Raw genomic sequence first — 25,292 nt, 5'->3', positions numbered from 1 at the left:
AGAAAAAGGGAAAATATACAAATGATATAACTTATTTGTTTTAATGATGTCCAGTGAAAAGAGTGAAGGCTATTATTAGTAAAAATCCACTAATAGACCACGATAGAAACGGAAGGAAAGGTAGCTGTTTTTTTGCTTTCCAAAGCATTTCGTGAATTGTGACATAGCCAAGAGAACCAATTGCGCTTCCCATAATAAGTCCTTGTAAATGGAGAGCTTTCCCGTCCATCATAATGCCAAAAACAGTACCGGTCCCTAGGATGAGAGAAAGTAATAAAGTTGTTAATAAAAATGAAATGTATTTATGTTTTGTAAAAAGAAATGGAATAATTAAAGCTAACCCTTCTGGAATATGGTGAATGACAATCGCAAGTAAGAAAGGAATGGCAGAGTCATTATGATTTATAAACGCTGTTCCTAACGCAAATCCACTCGGCATATTATGAATGAATATAGCGAAAGAAAGAAAAAGGAAGGTTTGCCATGCTTGTTGATCTTTCTTATGTATAATCGGATGATGACAATAGTTATCTAATAAGCTCATAACTAAAATACCGATAGCTATACCGAGCATAGGCCCAATTATTTCATAGCTTGAAAATGTTTCAGGAATAATTTCAAGTGATAAAAGCCCAAGCAAAATCCCACCACATAATGCATATAAGCGATGCATCTTTTCTTCAATTAGTTGGCGTGTTGCTACTCCAACAGCACCTCCTAATAGTAATCCACCGAACGAAAAAAACGTAACGATTATAGGAATCCATAAACGTTCCATATTATCACACTCCGATTCTATACCCTTGTTTTTAGCTTACTAACAGGCGAGGCAGATTAGTCCAAATGATAGTGTTTGATTATGGAGAAAAATCTATCAATTCGTTATAATCTATATATCGAATTTAACAGAAGATGCGAAATGGGGAATAAGATTGCAAACAAAATGGAGTTTATCCGAATATAAGAATCCAGAACGGTATGATGTAGAAAATAAAAGTTTGTCAGATTTTCCGTTTTTACTATCATGGGCGCAAAAACTAAATATACAAAATGAATGTATTCTAGATATAGCCTGTGGAACAGGGAGAGTTACAATTCCATTCATAGAAAACGGATATCAAATGATTGGTGTAGATATACATGAAGGAATGCTTGCTGAAGCAAAGAAAAAATCTACAAATTTTAAGACAGTTAAATGGTTACAGCAAGACTGCTTACAATTGAATATTGAAGAAACAATTCCGTTAGCATATATGGTTGGCCATGGATTCCAGCATTTTCTAACGAATATACATCAAAACCAGTTGTTAACATCTATTCATAATGCATTAGCTGAGAATGGTATATTCATATTCGATACACGTTTTCCTTCAAAAGAAGAATTAATACAACCATCTACAGAAGAATATTGGACAACTATTACAGATGAACAGGGAAGAAGATGTGATTTATATACTGAGATGAATTATGATTCAATTCAGCAAATACAGTACTACATAACAACAAGAAGGTTTTATGAGGATAATGCGCTAGTAGAGGAACTGAAAACAACAATAGATCTTCGGTATACGTATCCACAAGAATTAGAAAGATTACTAGTAGCGAATGGGTTTGAATTGTTACATATATATAATGATTGGGATGGGAATGAGTTGCAGGAGGATTGTTATTCTATGGTGGTAGTTTGCCGGAAGAAAAGATAGGGATGCTGATTATTAGTTGATAAGTGACATAAAGAAGTGTTCCTAAGAATATAACAATCAGGCGCGTTTATATAGAAACGCGTCTTTTCTTATATAGTAAGTTATTAGAAAAAATGAGCAAACTGTATTTCACATTAACAATAGACTATGTGTCTTTGTTTTAATTGTAAGGAAGAATAAGAGGAGCTGCAGTGGAGTGCTATGGTGGGGATTGTGAAAATACAATTATAAAGAAAATGAAGGATAAGGTCATAATCAAATGTTGTTTACTGAGCCATTAGAGTTTTATATAATATACAAATAAACAAAACTGGATGGTTGCCAGTTTAGAGGGGCATAAAAAAATGTCCTGGTATTTAGATAATGTTTATGAGTTAAATAAAGAAAAACGAATGTAATAAAAATTTACTATACTAACTTTATGGAGAGTAATGTTATGAAAGCAGAAAAAATACTTGAAACACTAGATAGGTACGCGGAGGAGTTTGATTTTCCAGTACTTGATAACTATAATTTTGACTTAGCACAATCCAGAATATCTGTTTTTCGAGAGGAAGACAAGTGGCTCATTGTATTTGAGGTTGTGGGCGTTGATGCAAACCTTGAGATATCGAATAACTTCTATGTGTATAGTAATAGCATGAGACAGCAAGGATTCTTTTCATGTTTCGATGAAATCTTAACGCTTGTAAATGAAGAATATTGGTACGATGATGAAGATCATTTCCTTGTAGATCCTTTTCATATGGAGTTACTTTTGAAAGGAGAACGTATCACTTTAACACCAACTGTAGAAGAGTATAAGCGTTTAGGAATTGAAACAGATTCATTTCATCCTACCAAACTTATTCGTTTTTTAACTTCTAAATATAAGGAGAAATTCTGGGTAAATCCCTCGGACATATTAGATGAAACCAATGCAGAATTTAAACCAAATCTATTTTATCAAACAGAAGAATGGGAACATCCTGATATAAGTGATGATCAAAAGCTGAGTGAGAGCATATTCTTTCAAAGTTTAGCTAAAGCGATTGAATTAAATAATGTGAATTTGATAACTGTAGGGAAAGTAAATAATGATTGGACCAATTGGACATGGAGTGATTTTGAAAAACAAGAAGAGGATGACATTTAAATAAGAAACTGTTTTTCCCCACCTATGATACATTGAAGCATTTGTAACATTATTTTTATCGGCAAAGTCATGTATGAATTTCGCTTTCACATCTAAATCATTTGAGTTGAACAATCGTATTAGTTATTACTAATATGTGTGTCAAAATATTTTAAAAAAAGATTGATAAATGTTTCTTCGCTTTATTTTTAATGTGAGAAGGAATGTAAATAATGAACAAAAAAATAATATAGTTAGTGGAAGCGAAGGAAATGTTATAGTGTTTGATGCACACATTAAGAGGTTTTATGTAACAGGAAAGAGAAGCTTTTTGTTTGAATTTCAGGGTATACAAAATGTTAACGTTGACTGGGATTTATTTCTCATGCTAACATATAGATAATTTAATCAAGGCGGTGGAAATGTATTGGACTCAGATGTTGACTCGGATAGGTGGCTAAATGACCTCGATTTTCTCAGAGTACCCCTCATCATTTTGAGAATGTAGATTTTATACAATCTCATGTCAATGTGTATGAAGTAGGTCTGGAAAGAGAAAATATATCAGGAGGTGAATCCTTTAGTTTCAAGGAAGCTAAGGGAATTAGTTGGACATATTTAATTTAATCATGGTAGTGGTTTTAATCGCATGTACTGCATTTTTCGTAGCAATTGAGTTTGCTATTGTAAAAGTAAGAGGATCAAAGATTGATCAATTTGTATTAGAAGGAAAGAAGGGTGCGCTGGCAGCGAAGAAAGTGACATCAAACTTGGATGAGTATTTGTCAGCTTGTCAATTAGGGATTACAGTTACAGCAATGGGACTCGGGGCACTAGGTGAACCAACGATTGAGAGACTTTTACATCCTTTATTTGATAAGTGGAACATCAATCCTTCCATTGCAGGTGTATTATCTTTAGGAATTGCTTTTACTATTATGACGTACTTACATGTTGTAGTTGGTGAATTAGCACCAAAAACATTCGCGATTCAAAAGGCTGAGAAGGTTACTTTATTACTTTCGGCTCCGCTTATCTGGTTCTACAAAATCATGTATCCGTTTATTCGCTTGTTAAATGGCTCTGCAAGGATGATAACAGGAATGTTCGGCTTAAAACATGCATCAGAGCATGATGTAGCACATACAGAAGAAGAATTACGATTGATTCTTTCTGAAAGTTATGAACGTGGAGAAATTAATCAAGCTGAATACAAATATGTAAATAATATTTTTGAATTTGATAATCGTATTGCGAAAGAAATCATGGTCCCTCGTACAGAAATTATAGGGCTACATGTAGATAATTCTTTAGCAGACCATATGAAAATAATCCGTGATGAAAAGTATACACGTTACCCAGTATTTGGGGAAGATAAAGATGAAATCATTGGCATGGTGAATGTGAAAGACTTCTTTATTCGTTATATGAATAAGGAAACAAAAGAATTTAATTCTATTCAATCGTATACGCGTCCAGTAATTGAAGTAATTGAGACCATACCAATACATAATCTTTTACTACAAATGCAAAAGAAACGTATTCCGTTGGCTGTCTTATATGATGAATACGGCGGTACGGCTGGTATTGTAACCATTGAGGATATTCTGGAAGAGATTGTAGGAGAAATCCGTGATGAATATGATGAAGATGAGCGTCCGCCCATTCAGCAAATGAATGAAGGACATGTTGTCGTAGAAGGTAAAGTATTAATTAGCGAATTAAATGATTTACTAGGATTACATATGAATGATAGTGATGTTGACACGATTGGTGGTTGGATTCTGATGCAGAATTATGATATCCAGGAAGGGCAAACAGTAAATAGCGAAGGATATGTATTTAAAATTCTTTCTAAAGACCCTCACCAAATCAAGCGTGTTGAAATACAAAAAGAAATGTTAGAAGCAGCAACTGTATAGTTGCTGCTTTTTATTCAGCTTATAACATGGTAGCCCTCTTTATTAAATTCATTGATCAACTTTTTACCTGTTAACACATTACCGAAATAGGGCATGATTGGTTCCTTTGCATTCCAGGTTCAACACTCCTTCGATATTGTAAAATGTATCTCATTTATACAAATTGTAATATAATTTAAATGTAAATTCGTAGCGAAAAATAGATTAAAAGTAACAAGGATGCCCTGATCGCTTCCCTAAAAAGGAAAAATAAGAAATTGGAAGATGAAAATAAGCAATTAAGAGAGCAACTGAAAGTAGCTTACGCAGACGTATATAAGAAGTTATAGTCAATAGGAGAACGTTGTTCTCCTTCTTCAACAATCGGGCCAGATTGTGGAATAACATTTTTATTTGTTTCGTGAAGATTGAGAAGAGATGTACTTAACGAACAGTCGTTTAGTTTAATAAGTTGGGAAGTAATGAAGTACCGAAAAAATAACTGTACCACGAAATAGTGCGATAATTGGGCTTAGAAACAAGTCGATAAATTAGAATTTGTAATGGAGATTATTTATATTTTGTGCGGAGCGCAACTTTGATGGCAGAAAGCAAACATTAGGTGATAAAAGTCAAAGCGTCAATCCGTTAAAATTTAATGTATACTTTAAAATGTGAGGTGAAGAAATTGTGACAGACAAAAAAATCACAGTACAATTTACGATGCTGACATTTTGCATAGCCTATCTTGTGTCAGGTGCTTTGATTGCTCTTGGGCAATTCGGATATTCGGTTCACAATTGGGTTCACTCGTTACAGCAATTCGGGATGAATATCCCTTTTGCAATCTATATTTTGTCGCCCGCTATTGCTTCATATATCGTTCTAAAGAAAAATAACAAAATAGCAGGTTTCAAGGAATGGTTGAGAACTGTTTTTTATGTCAAAAATAGCATATCTCTCTATTTGTTCGTTGTTGCAGGACTTGCACTGTATTTTTTGATACATATTGCAGTTTCAGGCCGCACGGAAATGGTGCTTCCATTTTATACGTTCTTCCTTTCTCTGCTTGGTAATCTTTTTATCGGTGGCTTGGAGGAAGCTGGCTGGATGTACATATTGCAGCCTGAGCTTGACAAAAAATACGGTTTTGTTTTGTCTTCTGTTTTTGTTGGAATCATTTGGATTTTATGGCATATCCCTCTCTTCTTCATTCCGGGGACGAATCACGGAGAGGGACTCATTAACTTTTGGATGTTTGCAGTTCAACTCATTGCGTTTCGGTTTTTCAACGGGGCAATCTACAAAATATCAGGGAAAGGCCGTGTGTTTATGTGCGTATTATTCCACACCATGTTCAATGCGGCATCCCCCATCTTCGGCACCATGACTATGACTTGGGCGGGAACCATTGCCGCAAATGCTGTGATTGTTCTTGTTTCAATTGTAACCGTTGTGATATACAACAAAAAGAACAGGCGAATAGTATAAGCATAATCCGTGTTCGTCAAATTCCAGTTTGTTGAATAGCCGTTTACATAAACGAAACGTCTTTGCAGGAGTGGCCAAGCTACGACTACATGAATAGCCCCCATTATCTAACAGGGGTGCAAATTAACCTATAATTCCCCTTTCTGAAAGAAATGTGATTAACATCAATGTATAAGATTGTGAAATGTTGTACTTAAAGTAACGGGTAGCTTTTGTGGAAAATCTGGCTGCCATTTCGGCGGCTTTTCTTAAAACGGGTGCTATAGTTGAAAGAGAAGTGATTTTAGGATAGAGATCCTATTTTAGTTATTCCATTAAAGGGCGCGATTGCGGAATAAGAAAGGAGATTACATATTAGTCATATAAAATATGTAATCTCCTTTAATTTATTTATCTTTTTTTAATTTAGGTCTTGATAATAAATAATTCAATACTCTTTTTAATAATTAAATATCCAGTCCCAACCAATTTCTAAATCTTTTTGCTGGCTCATCATCTGGGTTTACACCACTTTCAAGACTGGTTGTGAACGGTAACCACTATCAATCCTCGCATCCTACAAAAGCTATTCTTGACCAATTATCAATGAATTCAATGAAATTATTCGCAATCTTATATCCATGTCCTTCTCCATCCTCGTGACTTAGGTAAATTATCGGAGCATCTATATTATCTTGCATATCAAATGCTAAATAATCCCCATTGCCCACTTCACAAAATGCTAATTTATTATGCCACACTATATCATATTCATCTTCAGGATTTGGAAAAACCGTGTCAATCCAGTCTTTTCGTTCTTTTTCAAACGCAGAAAGACTTTCTAAACTCCAGTGGGGTGTTCCGCAAAAAATTTCACGAAATTCATTTGGTAGCTCCATATCGTCAGGTAAAAACCAGCGTAAGTTAAAATTTCCTGAGAACTCTAAAAGTACTTTTTTGAAACTATTTGGTAATTTAACACCAAGTTTTTTTTCCACTTGGATTATCTTTTCAAGAGAAGATGGTTCATCTATACAAACTTCTTGAACTTCACCGCCTATTTCTTTAATTCTAGAAGTTATTATTTCTATTCTTTCTTTTAGTAACTCGTAATCCATCATATCACCCCATGTTATATTAATTAAAGTATATCATTCTTAATATACTTTTCGTTTGGGTTTCTAACTTTTAGGAGTGATTTCTCAGAATATATGTATTGTAATCTTAAAAGTTATTTTTCGTGAAATTGAGGTTTCAAGTAGCAGCTTTTTTAGCTAATTCGGTAATATATTCAAAGAATGCATCACGTTTTACATCATAAATGACATTTACTGGTCTTCCGTTAGCAGTTTCCACTGTACGTCCTTGGCTGGGTCCATATGTATGAACGATACTAGTAATCGTTTTTGTTTTTGCAAGATCAGCTTTCCCAACAAACGCAGCAGTTAATACATCCCACAAATAGTAGGTAGAGTTAGTTGAAAAGTGAACGAGAGGGGGGACCATCGCATAACATTGACCAAGGAAATCAACACCAATATACTTACGCTCTTTTGCCCACTGTTCACGTATGTCTATAGTTAGCGGAACCTGGTTTGTACTTTCTAGAGTTACTAAATCAATGATTATATTAGCATTCCAAACACGAGCTACTGCTTCGGGATCCCAAAATGAATTCCACTCGGCTGTTCCGTCATGTTCTGGCTCATGTACATTGCCTGCAGTACGAAATGTACCGCCCATCCAAACGAGACGTTCAATTTTATCTTCGATTATTGGAGATTCATATAGTGCACGAGCAAGGTCAGTCAGGGGCCCTGTAAATAATAAAGTTGTTTTTCCATCAGTTTGTAGAAGAGTCTCTATTATATGATGATGTGCAGTTTTTTTTGATGCAGGTGTAACAACTTTCCCAAACTCATTTAAAATTGGTAAAGCATCTACATAAAATGCATGCATCCGCCATTCTTTTGGAAATGGATTTTTCCCACGAGAGTTGGACGCTGCTACCTCAATATTATTTTTGCCGAAGCGATCTATAATTTTACGACTGGCAGACATTGCTGGTTCTAAATAACAATCTGCAGGAATAACTGAAACACCTGTAAGTTCTATATTTTCCATCTGGAGTAGTAAAAATAGTGATATTAAATCATCTACACCACCATCATGATTGAAGTACACTTTTTTCATCATTTTAATCTCCATTCTTTAATATTTAACCAGAAATTAAATTTTAATTGATGAAAAATCATCAATAATTTCCACTACTTCAATTCTCCCATTAATCAGTAACTCAGGAAGTTCATTTCTAACGTTTCCTTTCCAATACTCTCTAGCTTGTTCCATTTTTTGAGCGAAAGGGATACCATCTTCTTTCGGTAAAAGATTTCCGTCACCTTCAAAAGAACTACCGATCACCCGTAGTTTAACAATCTGTAAAACATCTCGATTATAAGAATCAAATAAAGCTTTCCATTTCAAAGCATCCTCATAGCTTTTGGAAGCATATAAGCAAGACAACCTTGAGGGATATTCAGGGAATTCTTGCAGTCTAACCATTTCTACAATCGTTTCTCTAACAGCTCTAATTGTTTGATCTATATAATTCATAACTACTTTAGCATTTTCATTATTTATATGTAATCCGTCACTTTTATAATGATTGTTTAAAATTTTTATGCCATCTTTACCGTTAGAGTTTAATTGTTCTCTTTCAAAAAAGAAGTGATAGAGGGTATTAGTTTGATTTTTATCGAAATGAATGATTTGTCCAATATTCATTTTTTTCCTTGTAACGATGTGGTATACGTAAAATTTTGTGTCATTCATGGTTATCCTCCTAGTAGTAATGTAATTCAATGTTAAATTTAGTAATTCAACATTGAAATATATAAAACCTTTATAATCATAAAGTTATAGAGTGGGATAGGATTCGAGTGGAAAGTGAAAGAAATGCACGTAAACGCTTTAAAAATGTTCACTTACGAAGGAGTTTCCAATATCGATATAATGACAAAGACTCAAAGAGAAGGGATGATGAAAATTGCCAACAACAAGAAAGGAAAACCTCCAATTTGGTATGATGATGTGCCTCGGGATGGTTATCGTTATGACGTTTTACAATTTATTAATGAATGGAGCAGGAGGGCCAATTCATATTAAGGAGATCGCATTAGAACTAATAATTGGATTTATTATTGCGTTATTAATTGAAATATGTATCGTTGGACCGTGTGCGAAAAAGATTGTATTTGCATTACCATTTGATAAATCAAAAAAAGTAAACATGATTATTGCGATGGCAACAACAATGGTAATCGGAATGGTATTCTTTATGTCATTTTACGGAATGGCTATGATGTATTTACATAATGGGTTACATGGTGACTCATTCATTTCAATTTATTTCTCGGTCTTTATTAAAAATTTTATTATGGCGTACCCACTTCAATTAATAATAATGGGACCTCTTGTACGTTTCTTATTTGGAAAGTTTGTTTTGAAGAATAAAGCTGTTAATGTAGCGTAGTTTTAATTACTAAAATATTATATACGGATGAAATGTTTTAAACACATCTCACATATTTTGAGATGTGTTTTTTCGTGTACATTACTAATTATTTTCATATTGATGTGACATTTGTCCTTTTGTCGTTGTAGTATTGTAGCTTTTAATTAAATCATAGATAGAAGATTAGGAGATGATTTTTTTGAAAGGTATTTTACTTTCAGTTTTTGGAGGAGTATTCATTACACTTCAAGGTACGTTTAATGCGAAACTTAGTTCAGATATCGGTATATGGTCGACGAGTATTATGACGCATTTAATTGGGTTTCTTATTGCAACAACTATGTTTTTGTTAAAGAAAGAAGAGAAAGTAACGGATTTAAAGGGTGTAAAAAAAGTATATTTAGCAGCTGGCGCACTTGGTGGGTTGATTATTTGTGCGGAAACAATGGCGATATATTCAATGGGAGTTACATTAACAGCTGGAACACTTATGGTTGCTCAATTATTAACAGCTACTGTTATTGAAATGAAAGGATTATTTCATATAAAAAAGATACAAATGGAGAGATACCATATTGTGGGAACAATAGTAATGATTTTAGGTATTTTTGTGTTTAATATGTAAGGAAAGAAGGGACTGTAAGTGGATAATAAATCAGACTTAATTATTCAATATTTGAAAGCTTATAATATACTTGAAATTTTTTCAGGAATAAGTACTGACAATTTTCAAGTAAATCATTTTGAAAAAGGCAAACTTATTTGCGATAAAGATGATGAAATTCATCGTTTATATTTTGTTATTAAAGGAAAAGTAAAAGTTTACACGATTACACCAGAAGGAAAGAAACTAATCCTTCGCTTTATCAATCCATTAGCAATTGTTGGTGATATTGAATTAATACAAAATAGCAAAGCACATAATGTTGTTGAAGCTTGTTCAGATGTTGTAGCAATCTCCATTTCTAATACAGTTATTAGAAATAAGTTATTACATGATCCTATATTTATGAAGTTCTTGCTTGAAAACATTGCGAACACGTTAAAAATATCGACTCGTTTTACAGCTCTAAATTTACTTTATCCGGTAGAAGTACGTGTAGCTAGTTATTTACTTTCGATTTCAACGGATAGTAATGGGAATATGTATAAAGAGGATTTAAATTCAACTTCTGTATCAAGTATTGCAGATTTTATAGGTGTAAGTTATAGGCATGTAATTCGAGTTTTACAAAAATTTTATAGTGAAAAATTAATTGAAAAGAATAATGGAGTTATTGTGATTAAAGATTTTTCTAGAATGAAGGAAGTTGCTAAAGATAATATATATGAGTAATGAAAGGGAGAGAAGGGTTATGATTGGATTTAGTTTAGCTATATTAGCTGGAATATTAATTAGCTTACAATCTGTTTTTAATACGAAAGTGAATGAAATTGTAGGACAGTGGTTAACAACTGCATGTGTTCTTGGAATAGGTCTCATAAGTTCTGTTTTATTTCATATCATTACAGAGAAAAGTATAAGCGTTAACTTTTATACTGCAAATTATTTATTTTATATAAGTGGATTGTTTGGTATCGGATTAATTATTTGTATAATGGGTGCAATAAAGAGTTTAGGTCCAGCTTATACGGTGCTCATTAGCCTTATTACTCAATTAGTTGTTGCATTATGTGTTGATACATTTGGATTGTTTGGAATGGAGAGAGTGCCTATACAAATAAATAAATTAATTGGTATAGGTCTATTAATTGTAGGGGTAGGAATTTTTAAAAATCTTTTTTCGAATAAGAAAGCTATTACTATAAATGAGGATAGGGCCTAAAGAATTTAAAGGAAAAAGGTGTTAATAATTAGAACATATACATTTAGGTGGTAGTAAATGAGCGATAAGGAGAGAAAATAAGTGATTCAGTACATGTTGGAAGATGGTGTACATTATATTATGAGTGCAGTGACATAACTAGGAGGTTTCCACTATGACAGCTTTATTTAAAGCTATGGAGTTCCAGCTGAAAACTGAACGACTTGATCTGAGTATGTGGGAGGAATCCGATTCAGTCTGGATGAGAAAATTAATTGGCGAACGTGGTGTGGATATGCCAACCCTTGACGCCGTTCGTAGCAAGCTTATCGAGATGCGTAAGAGGGCAGTCGAAAATGGTATTTCCCTTCTCACTATCCGCCGACGAGACGAAGGTGATTTCATCGGATACTGTGGCTTGATTATCGGTCGTTCCACACTGGAAGAGCCGGAGATCGCATACGAGTTGTTCCGCAGTGCTCATGGCAAAGGCTATGCGACTGAGGCAGCATCTGTTGTGCTGGACGCTGCGATTGCTACCGGGCGCCACAGACTTTGGTCGACTGTAGGCGCATGGAATGTTGCGTCCTTCCGGGTGTTAGAAAAGATAGGATTTGAGAGGCATCACAGTACGTGGGACGAGCGCGGTGAGATTGTTTGGAACGTACGCGACCTTTAGAAATCCCGGACCTAACTCGAAACTATTGAAAAGGAGAAGAGGTCATTAGTTTGGGCGAGAATCCAGATAAAGATAAAAGAACTGATTTATAATCCAAATAGTGACAAACTATAACTGAAGCATGTCCTCGAAAGCGGAGTGCTGCCTTCGCACCGAGGCTTTGTCCTCCTCCCAAAAACAATCGAACGTTTCAAGTTATATATCTTTATTATACTGATTAAACTAGATATTTATTGTTTACTTATTTCATTCATTATGTAAATAAAAAAGGATAATTAGCCCTCATAATGGACTAACTATCCTATTATTATATGAATTTAATAAAATCGAGGTCTTTTTTGTATACGATATAATATATAAGCTATAGATTAATCATTTTTCAAACCGTATATGAACGAACTTCAACATCTTTATTAAATTTACAATCCGCATCATGATTCGTGTACTTCCATCCCAATCTTTATTTGTAGGTATATGTTTAAAGAAAGGGGAACAAACAGCTTAATATTTTTATGTTAGAAGACCATCTTTCTATTGATTTTGGATTGTTTACATAAAAATACATCATAGCACCGTTATTACCAGATTTTTTTACAGTAGTATTCGAAAGCGTCAGTGCGAACTTTGATTCAGCATCAAAATATAACTCTCCTCCAGGAAAACGTTTTGCCATAGCGACAATTATCTCCTTCAGTTCCTCTTCTTTAAAGTAATAAAACACACCTGCTGATATAAAAAGAATCCCGTCCTTCGGATCATAGTTTATATCGTTGAACCAAGAAGTGTCAAAGAATGATTTGGCAATGCTTATATTTCGTGGTGTATCTTCAATTAATGTTTTGCGGAAAGCGATTGCATCAGGCAAATCAAGGTTATACCACTGTATTGTACCGTTATCAACTCTTGAAAAAGTAGTGTCTAGACCAGAACCGATATTTACTATAGTAGCATTCGGATTCTTTGTAATAAATTGTATAGTATCATCAATTTTTCGTGCACGGGTAATGTAAGTGATACATCCGTATTCGCCAAATGTATCTGCTATTTTAGAGAAATCAAAGTCGCATTCTTTAATAATCCGAATAGCTTCCGTATCATCTAAAATATCCTTGTTTTTCTCACTACCATATGCTCGTCCCCATAGTGGAATAAGCATAGTACCTTGAACTGATTGTAAATCTATTTCTTTAACCATGAAACGTCCCCCGTTTAATAATAAAAAATATTATATATATGATTAGTCGTTATTTAGCATTTTTGATAGCATTTTATTTGTTTTATACAGTCCGTAAGTTAAATCACGTTGATCTTCTTCACAGAGTTTTTCAATATTACTAGTGAAATTATTATAAATTTGTTTCCATCTTTCATAATGTACTTTTTCAGCTTTATCTGTTAAGGAAATTAAAACAGCTCGTTTATCTACTGTATCTTGTTTTTTTACAATGTATCCGTTTTGCTCTAAATTACGAACGGTTACACTTAATTGTTGTTTAGGTATGTTTAAATAACTAGCAATCATTTTTAAATTTACAGCGACTTTTTGCTGGGCAATATACTCAACTATGTGTTGCTCTAAATGTGTAAATTCAGTGGATTTCTCTGATAATAATTTAAAAGTACCTGACATATTTAATAATAAATTCATGTATTCGTTTGTTAATTCTTTATTAGTCATTATTTTTCGTGTCCTTTATCAATTTAGTAATTATTTTATTACTATTTTTACTAATATCAATGTTATTTAAATCGTGAGAGATACAGTAGAGGAAAAGTTAAAGTTTTTTTATGAGCGGAGAATAGAAATATTATAAAATATTACTTTATATATAAAAAACTAATGAAGCTAATGTCTTTTTCAGATATTATGCTGTAAATAATTTTATGGTAAAATCTTTTACATAATGAAATAAAGGGGTAGTATTCTATGGGTTATTTCTCAAATAGTTTATTAGTTTTGTTTGTTCTTATCGTATGTAGCTGTATGATTTTCGGTTGATAATATAATGATAGATTGATATAAAAGAAGGTATCTCACAAAGATGAGATACCTTCTTTTTCTTATAATTGTAATTTAGATTCAGTATTTGGTGATGGTTGAAATGTATATATTTTATACTCACCATTAGTTGATATATTAAACAAATATTAAATAGAGAAATATATGGTACCAATCTTATTAAGTTCCTTATGTTTTTAAAGAGAAGGAGTTTCATTTTTTCTTATTGAAGTATTGTTCTAGTCAGTTTAACGACGGTCAAAATTTTTTTGGAATAAAACAAAAAGGATGATAGGGAGTATTTACATGAAAACTATTTTAAATTACACGATTGAACCCCCTAAAGATTTCAATGAATTATTAACTATGTATGAATCTTTAGGATGGAATTCTCTTAAATTATCGGTTAACGAGTTAGAGCAAATGTGTAAATAAAGTTGGTATGTGATATATGCTTTTAAGGAGCAACAATTAATTGGGATGGGACGAGTAATATCAGATGGTGTAATAACGGGTATTATTTGCGGTGTATGTGTATTGCCAGAATATCAGTCCATGGGCGTTGGAAAGGAAATAGTGGAACGATTAATCCGGCACTGTGAACAAAAACGAGTTATTCCACAACTTATGTGTGTTGAAGATTTAAAATCTTACTATGAATCAATTGGATTTGAGGGATTTTCGATTGGTATGACGAAACATATTAAACGATAGCGGGGCTTTGTAATTTAGAATTACTTGTTTATCAGGCCAATTTTTAGATTTCAAAAATTTCGTTATAAAGGAGAATAATGTTATGGAGATTGCTAAAGGAGTAGAAATGCTACACCTTGAATTTCAAGAATTTATTATTCACCCAATTCTTTTATGGGATGATGAAATGGCAGTTTTAATAGATACTGGATTTCCTGGACAAATTGAAGATATACGAGTAGAAATGGGTAAGGTTGGAGTATCGTTTGATAAACTAAAAGTTGTCATTTTGACGCATCAAGATATAGATCATATAGGTAGTCTTCCTGAACTATTACAAAACTGTGGAAGTAATATAAAAGTCTATGCTCACGAGCTAGATAAGCCATATATTGAAGGGGATTTACCTTTATTGAAAGATGGAAATGTAGAGAATCCACCAAAAGGAAAAGTGGATGATACTTTGGTTGACGGCCAAGAACTTCCATATTGCGGTGGTATTCTTATTATTCATACCCCCGGGCACACTCCTGGTCATATTAGTTTATATTTGAGACAAAGTAAAACTCTTATCGCTGGGGATTCAATGTATAGCGTAAACGGAATTTTAGGGGGAATTCATGCCCCAACTACTTTGGATATAAAAGAAGCGCAAAATTCTTTGAAGAAGTATTTAAATCTAGAAATTGATTCTGTAGTTTGTTACCATGGTGGGTTAAGTAAGGGGAATATAAATGCACAAATTCAAAAGCTGTAGATAAGAATTTTTTGTTAATCGGTGCTAAAGTATAATCTAATTGCTAGTATATAAATAAAACCCTTAAATTAATAAAGAGCATGTTTGAAGGAATTTCAAATGTGCTCTTTATTAAATATAATCAATTTAATTTTGATGACTTAACCCATTCCAATAAAACGAAACGATTTCTTTTGCTAATTCATCTATATTTGCAAGAGTAGGATTGTGATTCTCATCTTTAAAATTCCCGATTGATAATAAAGCGACGAAAGCATGGGCAGCAAATTTAGGATTTCCTTTAGGAATTTCTCCAAGGAGAATTGCGTTATCTAGCGCTTTTTCCAACACTTCATACATGTTATCCTCGGCATTTTTTAATTCCTTTAATTGCTCTTCAGATAAAGAGAGTTTTGCATCTTTCATAAAATTATTCATATCAATATCCATCGTTGCGTGTAAGTATACTGTAGCAAAGTCCAATAATCTTTCTTCCAAAGTCTTATTTGTAGAGAGGATTTGATCCATATTTTCTCTTATTCGTACCATCATTTGAATCATAGTAGCGGTAAATAAATCCGCTTTTGTTGAATAGTAATAGTAGACGGTTGCTTTTGTAACACCACATTCTTTCGCGACCTCATCCATCGAAACAACTTGATAATTTTGAGTGAGAAATAACCTAGTTGCAACTTCTAAAATGATTTCTTTTGTAGACTTTGTATTTTTATTTTGACGAGGCCTTCCGAGAGGACGTTGTTTTTGATCCAAATACATTCGCTCCTGACATTTATTATTGAGATAATTATAACATAATTTTTTAATCATTCTTGATTAATTAACCGACCAGTATATATAATTAATATTGGAGGAAAAAAGGAAGGTGGGGTTTTATGAAAAAGCACCCGTTACATATGTTAGGGAGGCTTGTAGCAGGGAAGAATACGCAATGGATAACTTTATCGGTATGGATTCTTATTACATTAGTACTTTCATTTACGTTACCACAAGTAAACAGTACGAAAGAACCGAATCCGAAAAATTTACCTGAAACAGCTATGTCACAGCAAGCTGAAGCACTTATGAAAAAAGAATTTCCTAATAATGCAGGAAATCCGTTGTTAGTTGTATGGCATCGGGATGGTGGATTAGAGTCAAAAGACTACAAATTAATACAGGACGTTTATAAAGAGTTAAAAACGGACCCTTTAAAAGAACAATCATTGTTACCACCATTTGATACAATTCCAGAGCAAGTATTATCAAAAAGTGCATCAAAAGATGGTACATCATTTGTCACACCAATATTTTTTAATAAATCTGCTGGAACGGATATATTAAAAGGTAATTTAGAAGAGTTACGAAAAATAGTGAATAGTAAAGTGGATGAAGATCCATTCAAACAAAAAATTACCGACTCTGGTTTACATGTTCGATTATCTGGACCTGTAGGTATTCAAACGGATGCGGTAAGTTTATTTAGTCAAGCTGATGTGAAATTATTAGTTGCTACTGTACTACTAGTATTGGTTTTATTAATTTTATTGTACCGTTCACCAATTTTAGCAATTTTACCTTTACTTGTTGTTGGCTTTGCATATGGAATTATTAGTCCGACACTGGGCTTTTTAGCAGACAATGGATGGATTAAAGTAGATGCACAGGCTATATCGATTATGACTGTCTTACTGTTTGGAGCAGGAACGGACTATTGTTTATTTCTTATTTCAAGATATAAAGAGTACTTGCTAGAAGAAGAAAGTAAGTATAAAGCATTGCAACTTGCGATAAAAGCATCAGGTGGAGCAATTATAATGAGTGCACTTACTGTAGTACTAGGGTTAGGAACGTTATTACTTGCTCATTATGGAGCTTTTCATCGATTCGCAGTTCCATTTAGTGTGGCTGTTTTCATTATGGGAATCGCTGCTTTAACGATTCTGCCAGCATTATTATTAATTTTCGGTAGAGTTGCATTTTTCCCGTTCATACCGAGAACAGCTGCAATGAATGAAGAGTTTGCAAGAAAGAAAAAGAAAGTAGTAAAAGTAAAAAATACTAAAGGGTTCTTTAGTAAAAAACTTGGTGATATTGTTGTACGTAAACCGTGGACAATTATTATGCTAACCGTATTTTTATTAGGAGGCTTGGCTTCATTTGTACCACGTATTCAATACACGTACGATTTATTAGAATCATTCCCGAAAGATATGCCATCACGTGAAGGATTTACACTAATTACTGATCATTTTTCAGCTGGAGAATTAGCACCGGTAAAGATTGTAGTTGATTCAAAGGGAAAAGATTTACCTATTAAACAAGAAATAGAGAAATTATCTTTTGTTAATAAAGTGAAAGAGCCAATGAAGGGAAAAGAAAATAATCAATTGCAAATGTATGAAGTTTCTTTAGCAGAAAACCCTTACTCCATTGAAGCGTTAGATCAAATCCCTAAATTGAAAAATAGTGTAGAAAAGGTATTAAAAGATGAAGGAATTAGTAAAGCTGAGAATCATTTATGGATTGGCGGAGAAACAGCTTCCTTATATGATACAAAGCAAATTACTGAACGGGATGAAGCGGTTATTATTCCGGTTATGATTAGTATCATCGCTGTACTTTTACTCGTGTATTTACGTTCAATCGTTGCGATGATTTACTTAATTGTAACTGTCGTTTTATCTTTCTTCTCTGCATTAGGAGCAGGCTGGATTTTACTGCATTTCGGTATGGGAGCTCCCGCGATACAAGGTGCGATACCGTTATATGCATTCGTATTTTTAGTTGCCTTAGGGGAAGATTATAATATCTTCATGGTTTCAGAAATATGGAAAAATAGAAAGAAACAAAATCATGTAGATGCAGTAAAAAATGGTGTTATACAAACAGGAAGTGTAATTACATCAGCTGGTTTAATTTTAGCAGGAACTTTTGCAGTGTTAGGTACGTTACCAATTCAAGTTCTCGTTCAATTCGGTATAGTAACAGCAATCGGTGTATTACTAGATACGTTTATTGTAAGACCATTATTAGTACCAGCAATTACAGTTGTATTAGGACGTTTTGCTTTTTGGCCAGGAAAGCTTTGGAAAGAAGAAAAGCAATTAAGAAAAGAAGATACTTTATAAAAAGAAGGTGGCCGAAAAAGTCAGTAAAACTGATTTTTAGGCCACCTTCTTTTTTGTTGGTCTGATATAGAATGGTCATTTGGAATATACAATGAAAAATATAGACGAAATGTATGATGAAGTTTTAAGTGTATTAAAATTTTTCTTAAGCTCTGAAGCATGAATTTTTTATAAAAATGCTCCAGAGCTTTTTATTGTGCAGGTTTATTGTATTTAGCAAATGAATGAGAAGATAAATATTCCGTTTTAATATTCTTTATTTTATAATTTTTTATAAATGCTAGTAAATATAATCGCTAAAAATAGGAGTAATGAATGGAAAATTAGATTGGGTAAATGTATTGGAACCATTTCATCCAAGTAAAGAGGATGTTCCTTATGTAATAATGGGAAAAGTATTAAAAACAAAAGTGAATTAATAACTTTGTTGTACATATAAGTTATTGGTTTGTAACATTTAAGGGGAAAACAAAATGACGATAATATCTATTGAAAAAGCTACAATTTTAGATGCTGAAAAGTTGACAGAAATAATGAAAAGAACATTCGATGAAGAAGCAAAACAATGGTTGTGTGATCAAGATGGTGTAATTGATTATAATATTCAACCACCAGGATATCCATCAGTTGAAATGATGAAATATTCGATTGAAGAACTGGAATCTTTCAAAGTGATAATGAATAAAGAAATTATCGGGGGAATTATAGTTACGATTTCTGGTAAGTCTTACGGTAGAATTGATCGTATATTTGTAGATCCTAAACATCAAGGAATAGGAATTGGAGCACAGGTTATTGATTTTATAGAAGAAGAGTTTCCAAGCGTAAGAATTTGGGATCTTGAGACGTCTAGTAGACAGATTAATAATCATCATTTTTATAAAAAAATGGGCTATGAGACAATTTTTGAAACGGAAGATGAGTATTGTTATGTGAAAAAAATAAAGATAGCTTTAAGCGAAGAAAACTTAGTTCAAAATAAAGATATGAAAAATGGTCAATAGGAAAACTGTAATTTGGCAAATACAGAGTATTATCAAGTGAATTTAAAAAATAGTTCATATGTTAGTAGTAATGTAATGAATATAAATATGAGTAATTGTAATGTGAGTCAATCAACCTTTAGGAATATTAATTTTAGAAATTCCTCATATGCAGATTTAAATATTTCTGGCAGTAAATTTAATTTTGTGACTTTAGGTGGAGTTCAATTTAGAGATACAAGCCTTGGAGAGGATAAAGATCCTATTTCATTTGATAGATGTGATTTGGAAAGTACTACAATACGTAGTAGTAATCTGAAAAATATTGAAATAGAAAATTGTGATATTACTGGTATGAAAATAAATGGTATTTCAGTAGAAGAACTGCTTGAGTTGTATAATAGGGTAAATAATTAAATAAAAAATCACTTAGCATATTCTAAGTGATTTTTTCATTTTGAACGAGAGGGAATATAAGAGATGATGTTCAAAAAGCGAATATTATATTGAAATAATTATATGGAAATAACACAAAGAAATAAGGGGTGGCAGGATTTTAATATGGGATATTAGAATATTATATTTGAATGGAGGGGAAAAAGATGGAGATTAACGTTAGAGCAGTAGAAACACAAGATGCTAGAGCAATTCATCGTATATGCATTCAAGATGATGTTTTACCATATATGGTTTTCCTACCTAGTATGCGTGTAGATGCAATGGAGAATAGAATTCGAAATTTAGCACGGAATCAATTTGAATTTGTAGCAGAATATGATGGAGAAGTTGTTGGATTTGTCGGTTTAACCCAAAGTCCAGGGCGAAGATCTCACTCGGGTGATTTATTCATTGGAGTAGATAGTGAGTATCACAATAAAGGAATTGGAAAAGTACTTCTTACAAAAATGCTTGATTTAGCTGATAATTGGCTAATGTTAGAACGAGTGGAACTTGGTGTATTAGAAACGAATCCTAGAGCCAAAGTATTATATGAAAAATTTGGATTTATCGAAGAGGGTGTAAAGGTTGGGAATTTGAAGGCTCATGGAAATTTTGTTAACGAAATCATGATGAGTCGTTTTAGACCAAATGGTTTGATTGTACATAATAAATAGGGGTGTAAATTGAACAGAAATATCGATTTGTTTTGAAAAAAGTATGGCAAAAGGACGCCATACTTTTTTTAGTTTATTAAAAATAAAGAGCAACTTTTATTTAAAGGATGTTTTAAAGGATGAAGCATTAGGAATCATCTCAATCCGGAAAGCATATGACTTAATAGAATCTATTTCTATGTGCAAGGGGAATGCATATGTGGAAATTTCAAAAACCTTGAAAAAACGATTGCATAAGTATATTTGAATTTTATTTATTTTCATACACAGTATAATTGAGCATTCAAGGAACAAGGAGTGATTGTAATGTCGACAGACCAACCTATTCCTGGACATTTTATTATGGACCCACAGCGAGCTATGCTGTTGCCACCGGAATTGAAAGCAGCTCCATCTGAATCATTAACAGAACAATTATTTATTGAACGATCTATAACTGAAAATAGATTTTGGTTACGTATTATGAAAGAGCATGCTTTGTTTCTTGGTGAGGGGTTTAATCGTAACGATAAAAATTTAATTCAGCAAGTAGAACAGTTTTATAATCAGTTTGATAGGCAGCTGCAAAAAGCATTTACTATTCCACAAACTGTTCAAGCGGTAAGGCAATTAAATGAAGAGAGCATTCAGTTAGTGTATGCTTTTCGTAATTATAAAAGAAACTTACTAATTTTAATCATCAATTGTAAAGTGAAAGGGTTTAATTTCCCACTTTTAGTGGATCATGTTGCACGAGAAGCAGAATATTTTATGCGGACACTTCAAAAGTTTAACGAAGGGAAAATGGATCCTATTCAAGATGCGATTATTAGTGAGAATGTTTTCTGGCTGCGTATTATGATGGAACACTCACGTTTTATTGGATCATTACTGGATCAATCGGAAAGAAATCTTGTTCATACAGCGTTGAAATTCGGTGATGATTTCGAAATTTTGCTTAACCAAGCTAGAGATGTTGAATCGATGTTATATCAAAAAGAACCGACATACCCGATTATAGGAAAAATGAATAAAGATAGTGAAAATGCCACTGTTGAGTTAAGGGATTTCAAAAAAGCAGGATTAGAGTTAATTCAAACATGTCAAATCCGAAATGTCATAAATCCATTGCTTGCTGATCATGTTACAAGAGAGGCAGAGCATTTCCTCTTTATGATTCATGTATTGGAGCAAAGGCTAAAGCAAAAGCAAGTGGAACAATCTCCGCAATAATAAATAAACAAGAAAAGCATGGCAAACTAATGTCATGCTTTTCTTGTTTATCCCGCTATTTGTGGGCAGTAAAACTCCCACTGATTAAAGTTTCACTTTATAAATTGTGATTCAATTGTTTCGGTTGTAATAAAAATATTGCTAATCCAATGAAAATAAGTAGAATTCCTAGTCCTTGCTGTAAAGAAATTGTTTCATCTAAAATGAAATAGGCTAAAATACAAGTTCCAATTGTCTCTCCTAAAATACTCATCGAGATAACAGTAGCGCTCATCCATTTTAATAACCAATTGAAAATTGTTTGTCCTAAAATCGTTGCAATGAATGCAAGACCTATAAAGGACCACCATGTTTGTGTAGTGTAATTGAAGAAAGATGACTGCTGTGTGTAAGCAAATATACCGAGAAAAAGTGAACTACTGCCATAACTAATTACCGAGTACGGTATTAGGGATAGGTCTTTACGAACATGTTGACTAATGAAAAAGTAAGCTGTTATGACGCCAGCAGCAATAAAAGCTAAAATATCGCCGTATAAAGCCTCACCACTAATTTGAAAATCTTGCCACCCAATCACGATACTTCCTGAAATTGCAATAAGGCAGCCTATAATTGCACCTTTCGTAAACCGTTCCTTAAATAAAAAATAACCACCGACCATTGAAAATAAAGGTTGCAACGTTACAATAACTGTAGAACTTGCTACAGAAGTATACTGTAATGATTCAAACCATAGTACATAATGAGCTGCTAGAAATAATCCAGATAAGAGTCCAAATCCCCAGTGCTTTTTTGATAATGAGCAAAGTTCGCTTCGATTGTTTGTATTAAATATTAGAAACGGTAAAAGAATTACCGTAGCAAACAATAATCGATAAAAAGCAGTGATTGCTGCAGGGGCATCTGCTATTTTTACGAAGATTGCTGAAGTAGATAAGGCGAACACGCCGAAAAATAAGATGAAATATGAAAGAATAGGTGATTTCAAAGTTTGTCCCTCCGTTTGATTGTTTATTATAATGAACTGTATATAATATAATGTACAAAAGTTAGTATATAAGCCTAAGATGAAATAAGGAAGCATTAATTGCCACTGTTTAGTATGTCAGCACAAAAGGAACGAAAGATGTATTATGATGGACGAAAGGAAGTTGTAACAATGATTCATTATCGACTAGGTCAAACTGTTTTAAGTTATCGTAAGAAAAATAATATGACAATTCGTGAATTTGCTGATTATGCAGGAATCAGTACTTCACTTATTAGTCAAATTGAAAGAGGACATGCCAATCCTTCTTTAAATGTATTGGAATTAATAGCGAAAGCATTAAATGTACCGCTGTTTACTCTTTTTATTAATGATATTGATACAGACTCACTTATTTCTAAGAAGAAAGATCGGAAAAAAGTATATCGAGAAAATAATGATCATATTGTTTATGATGTGTTAACACCAGATTTTATGAAAGCTCGCATTGAAATGTTAATGATGGATTTAAACGGATATGCAAATACAACAGAAAGTCACTATTCCCACGAAGATAAGGAAGAAATTGCAGTTGTAATGAAAGGGGAAGTGTATGTGGAATTGGAAGGGAATGAATATTTTTTAGAAGAAGGAGATGTTGTGCGTATTCCACCGAACGTGAAACATAGATTTTTGAATAAGAGTGATGAAATGAATCACATCTTATTTGTATTAACACCTTCGTTAAGCTAAGGAAGTAGCTTAAGGATACATACTAAGTGGTAACATAATAGAAAGTATCAATTACATAAAGATTCGCGTGTATAATAAAACAACTATCTATAAATACATACACATTTGATTTTCACTTTGTATGTTTAAGAAGATGAGAGACTTGACAAAAAATTAAGATAGTTCCATGATTATCAAACCAAATAATTCAGATAAACAAAGAGTGAAAATTTTTAAGGCTTTGGCAGGAGTAAAACGAGAGATTGTTCGTTATTTATTTCATAATCAAAACAAACACAATTGTGGAAGATTGAGACTGCATTAGGGATGAATAAGTATCATCTCAAAATATTATTAGAAGCAAATTTAATTCTTGTTGAGCGACAGGGGCAATTTAAATTTATAGCTGTAAAGGAGGAAACTTTTCAAGAGTTTTCACCTGGCTTTTTGCCGACTTTGTAGATGCTGAAAAGTCATTTTTATTAGGGGGTAAGAGCGGATAATAATGGAAAATATAAATGTATTAAAAGATGGGCTCTCAATTATATCTCAATGTAAAAAAGAAACAAATGATATTTGGCATGCACATTTCGGAGCAGCTGCCATTGCTAGTTATTTTTTTACGAAAAACAATAACATTGATGAAAAAACTGCCTGTAACATTTATTCTCAAGCGAAAATGATGCTCCATAAGCAAAGGTTAGGCGAAACAATTGATAATAAACAAGGTGTCGATTATCAAAGTGCTGAAGAAACGATAATCAAATCTTTGGAACAAACGATTGATGAACTCCATTGGGTTGGTCATAATGTAATTTACGCTTCTTTAAGTTTACTAGCCATTAAGGAGTTAAGTCATTGGGGGAGTGAGCAAGATATTAATAATATAGCAAACCTTATATTATCGTTTCAAAAAACAATTCCCGGTAGATCTTGGATTGGTTTTACAACTAAAGAAGTAAAGCAACTAATTATAAATAATGATGAGATTCAAAGCGAAATTAAAAACCCGAAGCAATTATCTGAATTTATTTTAAATGAGTTATCTAAATTTAATGTTATATATAAGGCAGAATCACATCACGATTTAATTGGTCATATGCTTACCTTCTCACATGCGATTAATATATTATATGACTTAGGGCATGTAGAATTATTTCAACGAGGAATAAAACCACTATTAAAGCTAGTTTATGTACTTAGAAAAAGTCGCAATTTAATGCTGAATGCCCAAATAATATTGAATTCTCCTGTAGATCGTTTACCGCTCACAAAAGCAAAACAAGTTGATACACTTCCGCTAGATAATGCATTCTGGCTTAAAGACTACAGTGAATTTAATTGGGATTTTGGACACATATTTAAATTTTCATATAGTTATTTTGATCACTTAACAAGGGTTCCAGAATATAAAGATAAAACATTTGAGAAATTCTGTTGTATTATTAATGAGTAAAAGTGTCTAACTTTAAATTAATAGTAAATGGTACACATTCATAAACTAATATATTTATAAAAAATGGTAGAAAATTATAATGACC

At 32.8% G+C, this 25,292-nt stretch carries 22 protein-coding genes and 6 pseudogenes; 19 read left to right on the top strand and 9 right to left on the bottom strand.

Annotated elements, in window-relative coordinates:
• Window positions 1–40: 40 nt before the first annotated feature.
• The gene (locus MR155_RS26140; protein WP_219302231.1) at window positions 41–778 is read right to left on the bottom strand and encodes a ZIP family metal transporter; all 738 of its coding nucleotides are present in this window, start codon (window positions 776–778) and stop codon (window positions 41–43) included.
• A 154-nt stretch (window positions 779–932) separates the two neighbouring features.
• Between MR155_RS26140 and MR155_RS26135 the strand changes: the two genes are divergently transcribed.
• From MR155_RS26135 to MR155_RS26120, 4 genes and pseudogenes are all read left to right on the top strand, one after another.
• Window positions 933–1,703, top strand: coding sequence for a class I SAM-dependent DNA methyltransferase (locus MR155_RS26135; RefSeq protein ID WP_193657021.1), 771 nt, complete (start codon window positions 933–935; stop codon window positions 1,701–1,703).
• Between the two features lie 436 nt (window positions 1,704–2,139).
• The gene (locus tag MR155_RS26130) at window positions 2,140–2,838 is read left to right on the top strand and encodes a DUF7003 family protein (RefSeq protein ID WP_242311500.1); all 699 of its coding nucleotides are present in this window, start codon (window positions 2,140–2,142) and stop codon (window positions 2,836–2,838) included.
• A 587-nt stretch (window positions 2,839–3,425) separates the two neighbouring features.
• Window positions 3,426–4,739 (top strand): hemolysin family protein, encoded by a 1,314-nt coding sequence (locus MR155_RS26125; protein ID WP_242311499.1) that lies wholly within the window; start codon window positions 3,426–3,428, stop codon window positions 4,737–4,739.
• A 206-nt stretch (window positions 4,740–4,945) separates the two neighbouring features.
• Window positions 4,946–5,068 (top strand): annotated as a pseudogene (locus MR155_RS26120) (DUF6262 family protein); the annotation flags it as partial.
• Here the strand turns inward: MR155_RS26120 and MR155_RS26115 are convergent.
• The gene (locus MR155_RS26115) at window positions 5,041–5,229 is read right to left on the bottom strand and encodes a hypothetical protein (protein ID WP_242311498.1); all 189 of its coding nucleotides are present in this window, start codon (window positions 5,227–5,229) and stop codon (window positions 5,041–5,043) included. The pseudogene MR155_RS26120 and the gene MR155_RS26115 overlap by 28 nt on opposite strands.
• A 179-nt stretch (window positions 5,230–5,408) precedes the next feature.
• Here MR155_RS26115 and MR155_RS26110 point away from each other — a divergent pair, with 179 nt between their 5' ends.
• Entirely contained in the window at window positions 5,409–6,209 is an 801-nt protein-coding gene (locus MR155_RS26110) for a CPBP family intramembrane glutamic endopeptidase (RefSeq protein ID WP_016095252.1), read from the top strand.
• Between the two features lie 446 nt (window positions 6,210–6,655).
• On the opposite strand, the pseudogene MR155_RS26105 reads toward MR155_RS26110, so the two are convergent.
• The 3 genes and pseudogenes from MR155_RS26105 to MR155_RS26095 all read right to left on the bottom strand — a co-directional run bounded on the left by MR155_RS26105 (window position 6,656) and on the right by MR155_RS26095 (window position 9,020).
• A pseudogene (locus MR155_RS26105) lies at window positions 6,656–7,306 on the bottom strand (SMI1/KNR4 family protein).
• Window positions 7,307–7,442: 136 nt separating this feature from the next.
• Window positions 7,443–8,384, bottom strand: a complete 942-nt coding sequence (locus tag MR155_RS26100; protein ID WP_242311496.1) for a nucleoside hydrolase — start codon at window positions 8,382–8,384, stop codon at window positions 7,443–7,445.
• A gap of 33 nt (window positions 8,385–8,417) precedes the next feature.
• Window positions 8,418–9,020, bottom strand: a complete 603-nt coding sequence (locus tag MR155_RS26095; protein WP_242311494.1) for a DUF2441 domain-containing protein — start codon at window positions 9,018–9,020, stop codon at window positions 8,418–8,420.
• Between the two features lie 214 nt (window positions 9,021–9,234).
• Here MR155_RS26095 and MR155_RS26090 point away from each other — a divergent pair, with 214 nt between their 5' ends.
• From MR155_RS26090 to MR155_RS26070, 5 genes are all read left to right on the top strand, one after another.
• Window positions 9,235–9,720: a DUF2798 domain-containing protein gene (locus MR155_RS26090; RefSeq protein ID WP_219302235.1), complete on the top strand. Its 486-nt coding sequence runs from the start codon at window positions 9,235–9,237 to the stop codon at window positions 9,718–9,720.
• 181 nt (window positions 9,721–9,901) lie between these two features.
• Complete coding sequence (locus MR155_RS26085; protein WP_242311492.1) at window positions 9,902–10,327, top strand: DMT family transporter; 426 nt, start codon at window positions 9,902–9,904, stop codon at window positions 10,325–10,327.
• Between the two features lie 18 nt (window positions 10,328–10,345).
• On the top strand, window positions 10,346–11,038 hold the full coding sequence (locus MR155_RS26080) for a Crp/Fnr family transcriptional regulator (protein WP_242311490.1): 693 nt from the start codon (window positions 10,346–10,348) through the stop codon (window positions 11,036–11,038).
• Between the two features lie 19 nt (window positions 11,039–11,057).
• Entirely contained in the window at window positions 11,058–11,528 is a 471-nt protein-coding gene (locus MR155_RS26075; protein ID WP_085311005.1) for a DMT family transporter, read from the top strand.
• A 154-nt stretch (window positions 11,529–11,682) separates the two neighbouring features.
• A complete protein-coding gene (locus MR155_RS26070) occupies window positions 11,683–12,186 on the top strand; it encodes a GNAT family N-acetyltransferase (RefSeq protein WP_002085671.1) in 504 nt (167 codons plus the stop codon).
• Between the two features lie 372 nt (window positions 12,187–12,558).
• Here the strand turns inward: MR155_RS26070 and MR155_RS26065 are convergent.
• Together MR155_RS26065 and MR155_RS26060 are read right to left on the bottom strand one after the other, a co-directional pair.
• Window positions 12,559–13,381, bottom strand: a pseudogene (locus MR155_RS26065) (class I SAM-dependent methyltransferase).
• 42 nt (window positions 13,382–13,423) lie between these two features.
• Window positions 13,424–13,864: a MarR family winged helix-turn-helix transcriptional regulator gene (locus MR155_RS26060; protein WP_242311488.1), complete on the bottom strand. Its 441-nt coding sequence runs from the start codon at window positions 13,862–13,864 to the stop codon at window positions 13,424–13,426.
• 627 nt (window positions 13,865–14,491) lie between these two features.
• Here MR155_RS26060 and MR155_RS26055 point away from each other — a divergent pair.
• Both MR155_RS26055 and MR155_RS26050 read left to right on the top strand, forming a co-directional pair.
• Window positions 14,492–14,899 (top strand): annotated as a pseudogene (locus MR155_RS26055) (GNAT family N-acetyltransferase).
• Between the two features lie 82 nt (window positions 14,900–14,981).
• The gene (locus MR155_RS26050) at window positions 14,982–15,635 is read left to right on the top strand and encodes an MBL fold metallo-hydrolase (RefSeq protein ID WP_242311486.1); all 654 of its coding nucleotides are present in this window, start codon (window positions 14,982–14,984) and stop codon (window positions 15,633–15,635) included.
• Between the two features lie 126 nt (window positions 15,636–15,761).
• On the opposite strand, the gene MR155_RS26045 is transcribed toward MR155_RS26050, so the two are convergent.
• The gene (locus MR155_RS26045; protein ID WP_219302239.1) at window positions 15,762–16,385 is read right to left on the bottom strand and encodes a TetR/AcrR family transcriptional regulator; all 624 of its coding nucleotides are present in this window, start codon (window positions 16,383–16,385) and stop codon (window positions 15,762–15,764) included.
• Between the two features lie 122 nt (window positions 16,386–16,507).
• Between MR155_RS26045 and MR155_RS26040 the strand changes: the two genes are divergently transcribed.
• The 5 genes and pseudogenes from MR155_RS26040 to MR155_RS26020 all read left to right on the top strand — a co-directional run bounded on the left by MR155_RS26040 (window position 16,508) and on the right by MR155_RS26020 (window position 22,052).
• Window positions 16,508–18,742 carry an MMPL family transporter gene (locus MR155_RS26040; RefSeq protein WP_242311484.1) on the top strand — a complete coding sequence of 745 codons (2,235 nt, stop codon included), beginning with the start codon at window positions 16,508–16,510 and terminating at the stop codon, window positions 18,740–18,742.
• 320 nt (window positions 18,743–19,062) lie between these two features.
• Window positions 19,063–19,161 (top strand): annotated as a pseudogene (locus tag MR155_RS26035) (GNAT family N-acetyltransferase); the annotation flags it as partial.
• Between the two features lie 54 nt (window positions 19,162–19,215).
• Window positions 19,216–20,142 (top strand): annotated as a pseudogene (locus MR155_RS26030) (GNAT family N-acetyltransferase).
• A gap of 185 nt (window positions 20,143–20,327) precedes the next feature.
• Entirely contained in the window at window positions 20,328–20,840 is a 513-nt protein-coding gene (locus tag MR155_RS26025) for a GNAT family N-acetyltransferase (RefSeq protein ID WP_242311483.1), read from the top strand.
• 306 nt (window positions 20,841–21,146) lie between these two features.
• Window positions 21,147–22,052: a DUF2935 domain-containing protein gene (locus MR155_RS26020; RefSeq protein ID WP_002141730.1), complete on the top strand. Its 906-nt coding sequence runs from the start codon at window positions 21,147–21,149 to the stop codon at window positions 22,050–22,052.
• Between the two features lie 97 nt (window positions 22,053–22,149).
• On the opposite strand, the gene MR155_RS26015 is transcribed toward MR155_RS26020, so the two are convergent.
• Window positions 22,150–23,040 carry a DMT family transporter gene (locus tag MR155_RS26015; protein WP_113936534.1) on the bottom strand — a complete coding sequence of 297 codons (891 nt, stop codon included), beginning with the start codon at window positions 23,038–23,040 and terminating at the stop codon, window positions 22,150–22,152.
• 114 nt (window positions 23,041–23,154) lie between these two features.
• Here MR155_RS26015 and MR155_RS26010 point away from each other — a divergent pair, with 114 nt between their 5' ends.
• Both MR155_RS26010 and MR155_RS26005 read left to right on the top strand, forming a co-directional pair.
• Window positions 23,155–23,772, top strand: a complete 618-nt coding sequence (locus MR155_RS26010) for an XRE family transcriptional regulator (RefSeq protein ID WP_219303716.1) — start codon at window positions 23,155–23,157, stop codon at window positions 23,770–23,772.
• Window positions 23,773–24,256: 484 nt separating this feature from the next.
• A complete protein-coding gene (locus tag MR155_RS26005) occupies window positions 24,257–25,207 on the top strand; it encodes a hypothetical protein (protein WP_219302243.1) in 951 nt (316 codons plus the stop codon).
• Window positions 25,208–25,292 lie beyond the last annotated feature (85 nt).

It is taken from the genome of Bacillus cereus group sp. BfR-BA-01331 (genome assembly GCF_022663915.1).
GTDB classification, from domain to species: domain Bacteria; phylum Bacillota; class Bacilli; order Bacillales; family Bacillaceae_G; genus Bacillus_A; species Bacillus_A mycoides.
Note: the sequence above shows the minus strand (reverse complement) of the source record. Positions and strands in the feature narration are given on the sequence as shown.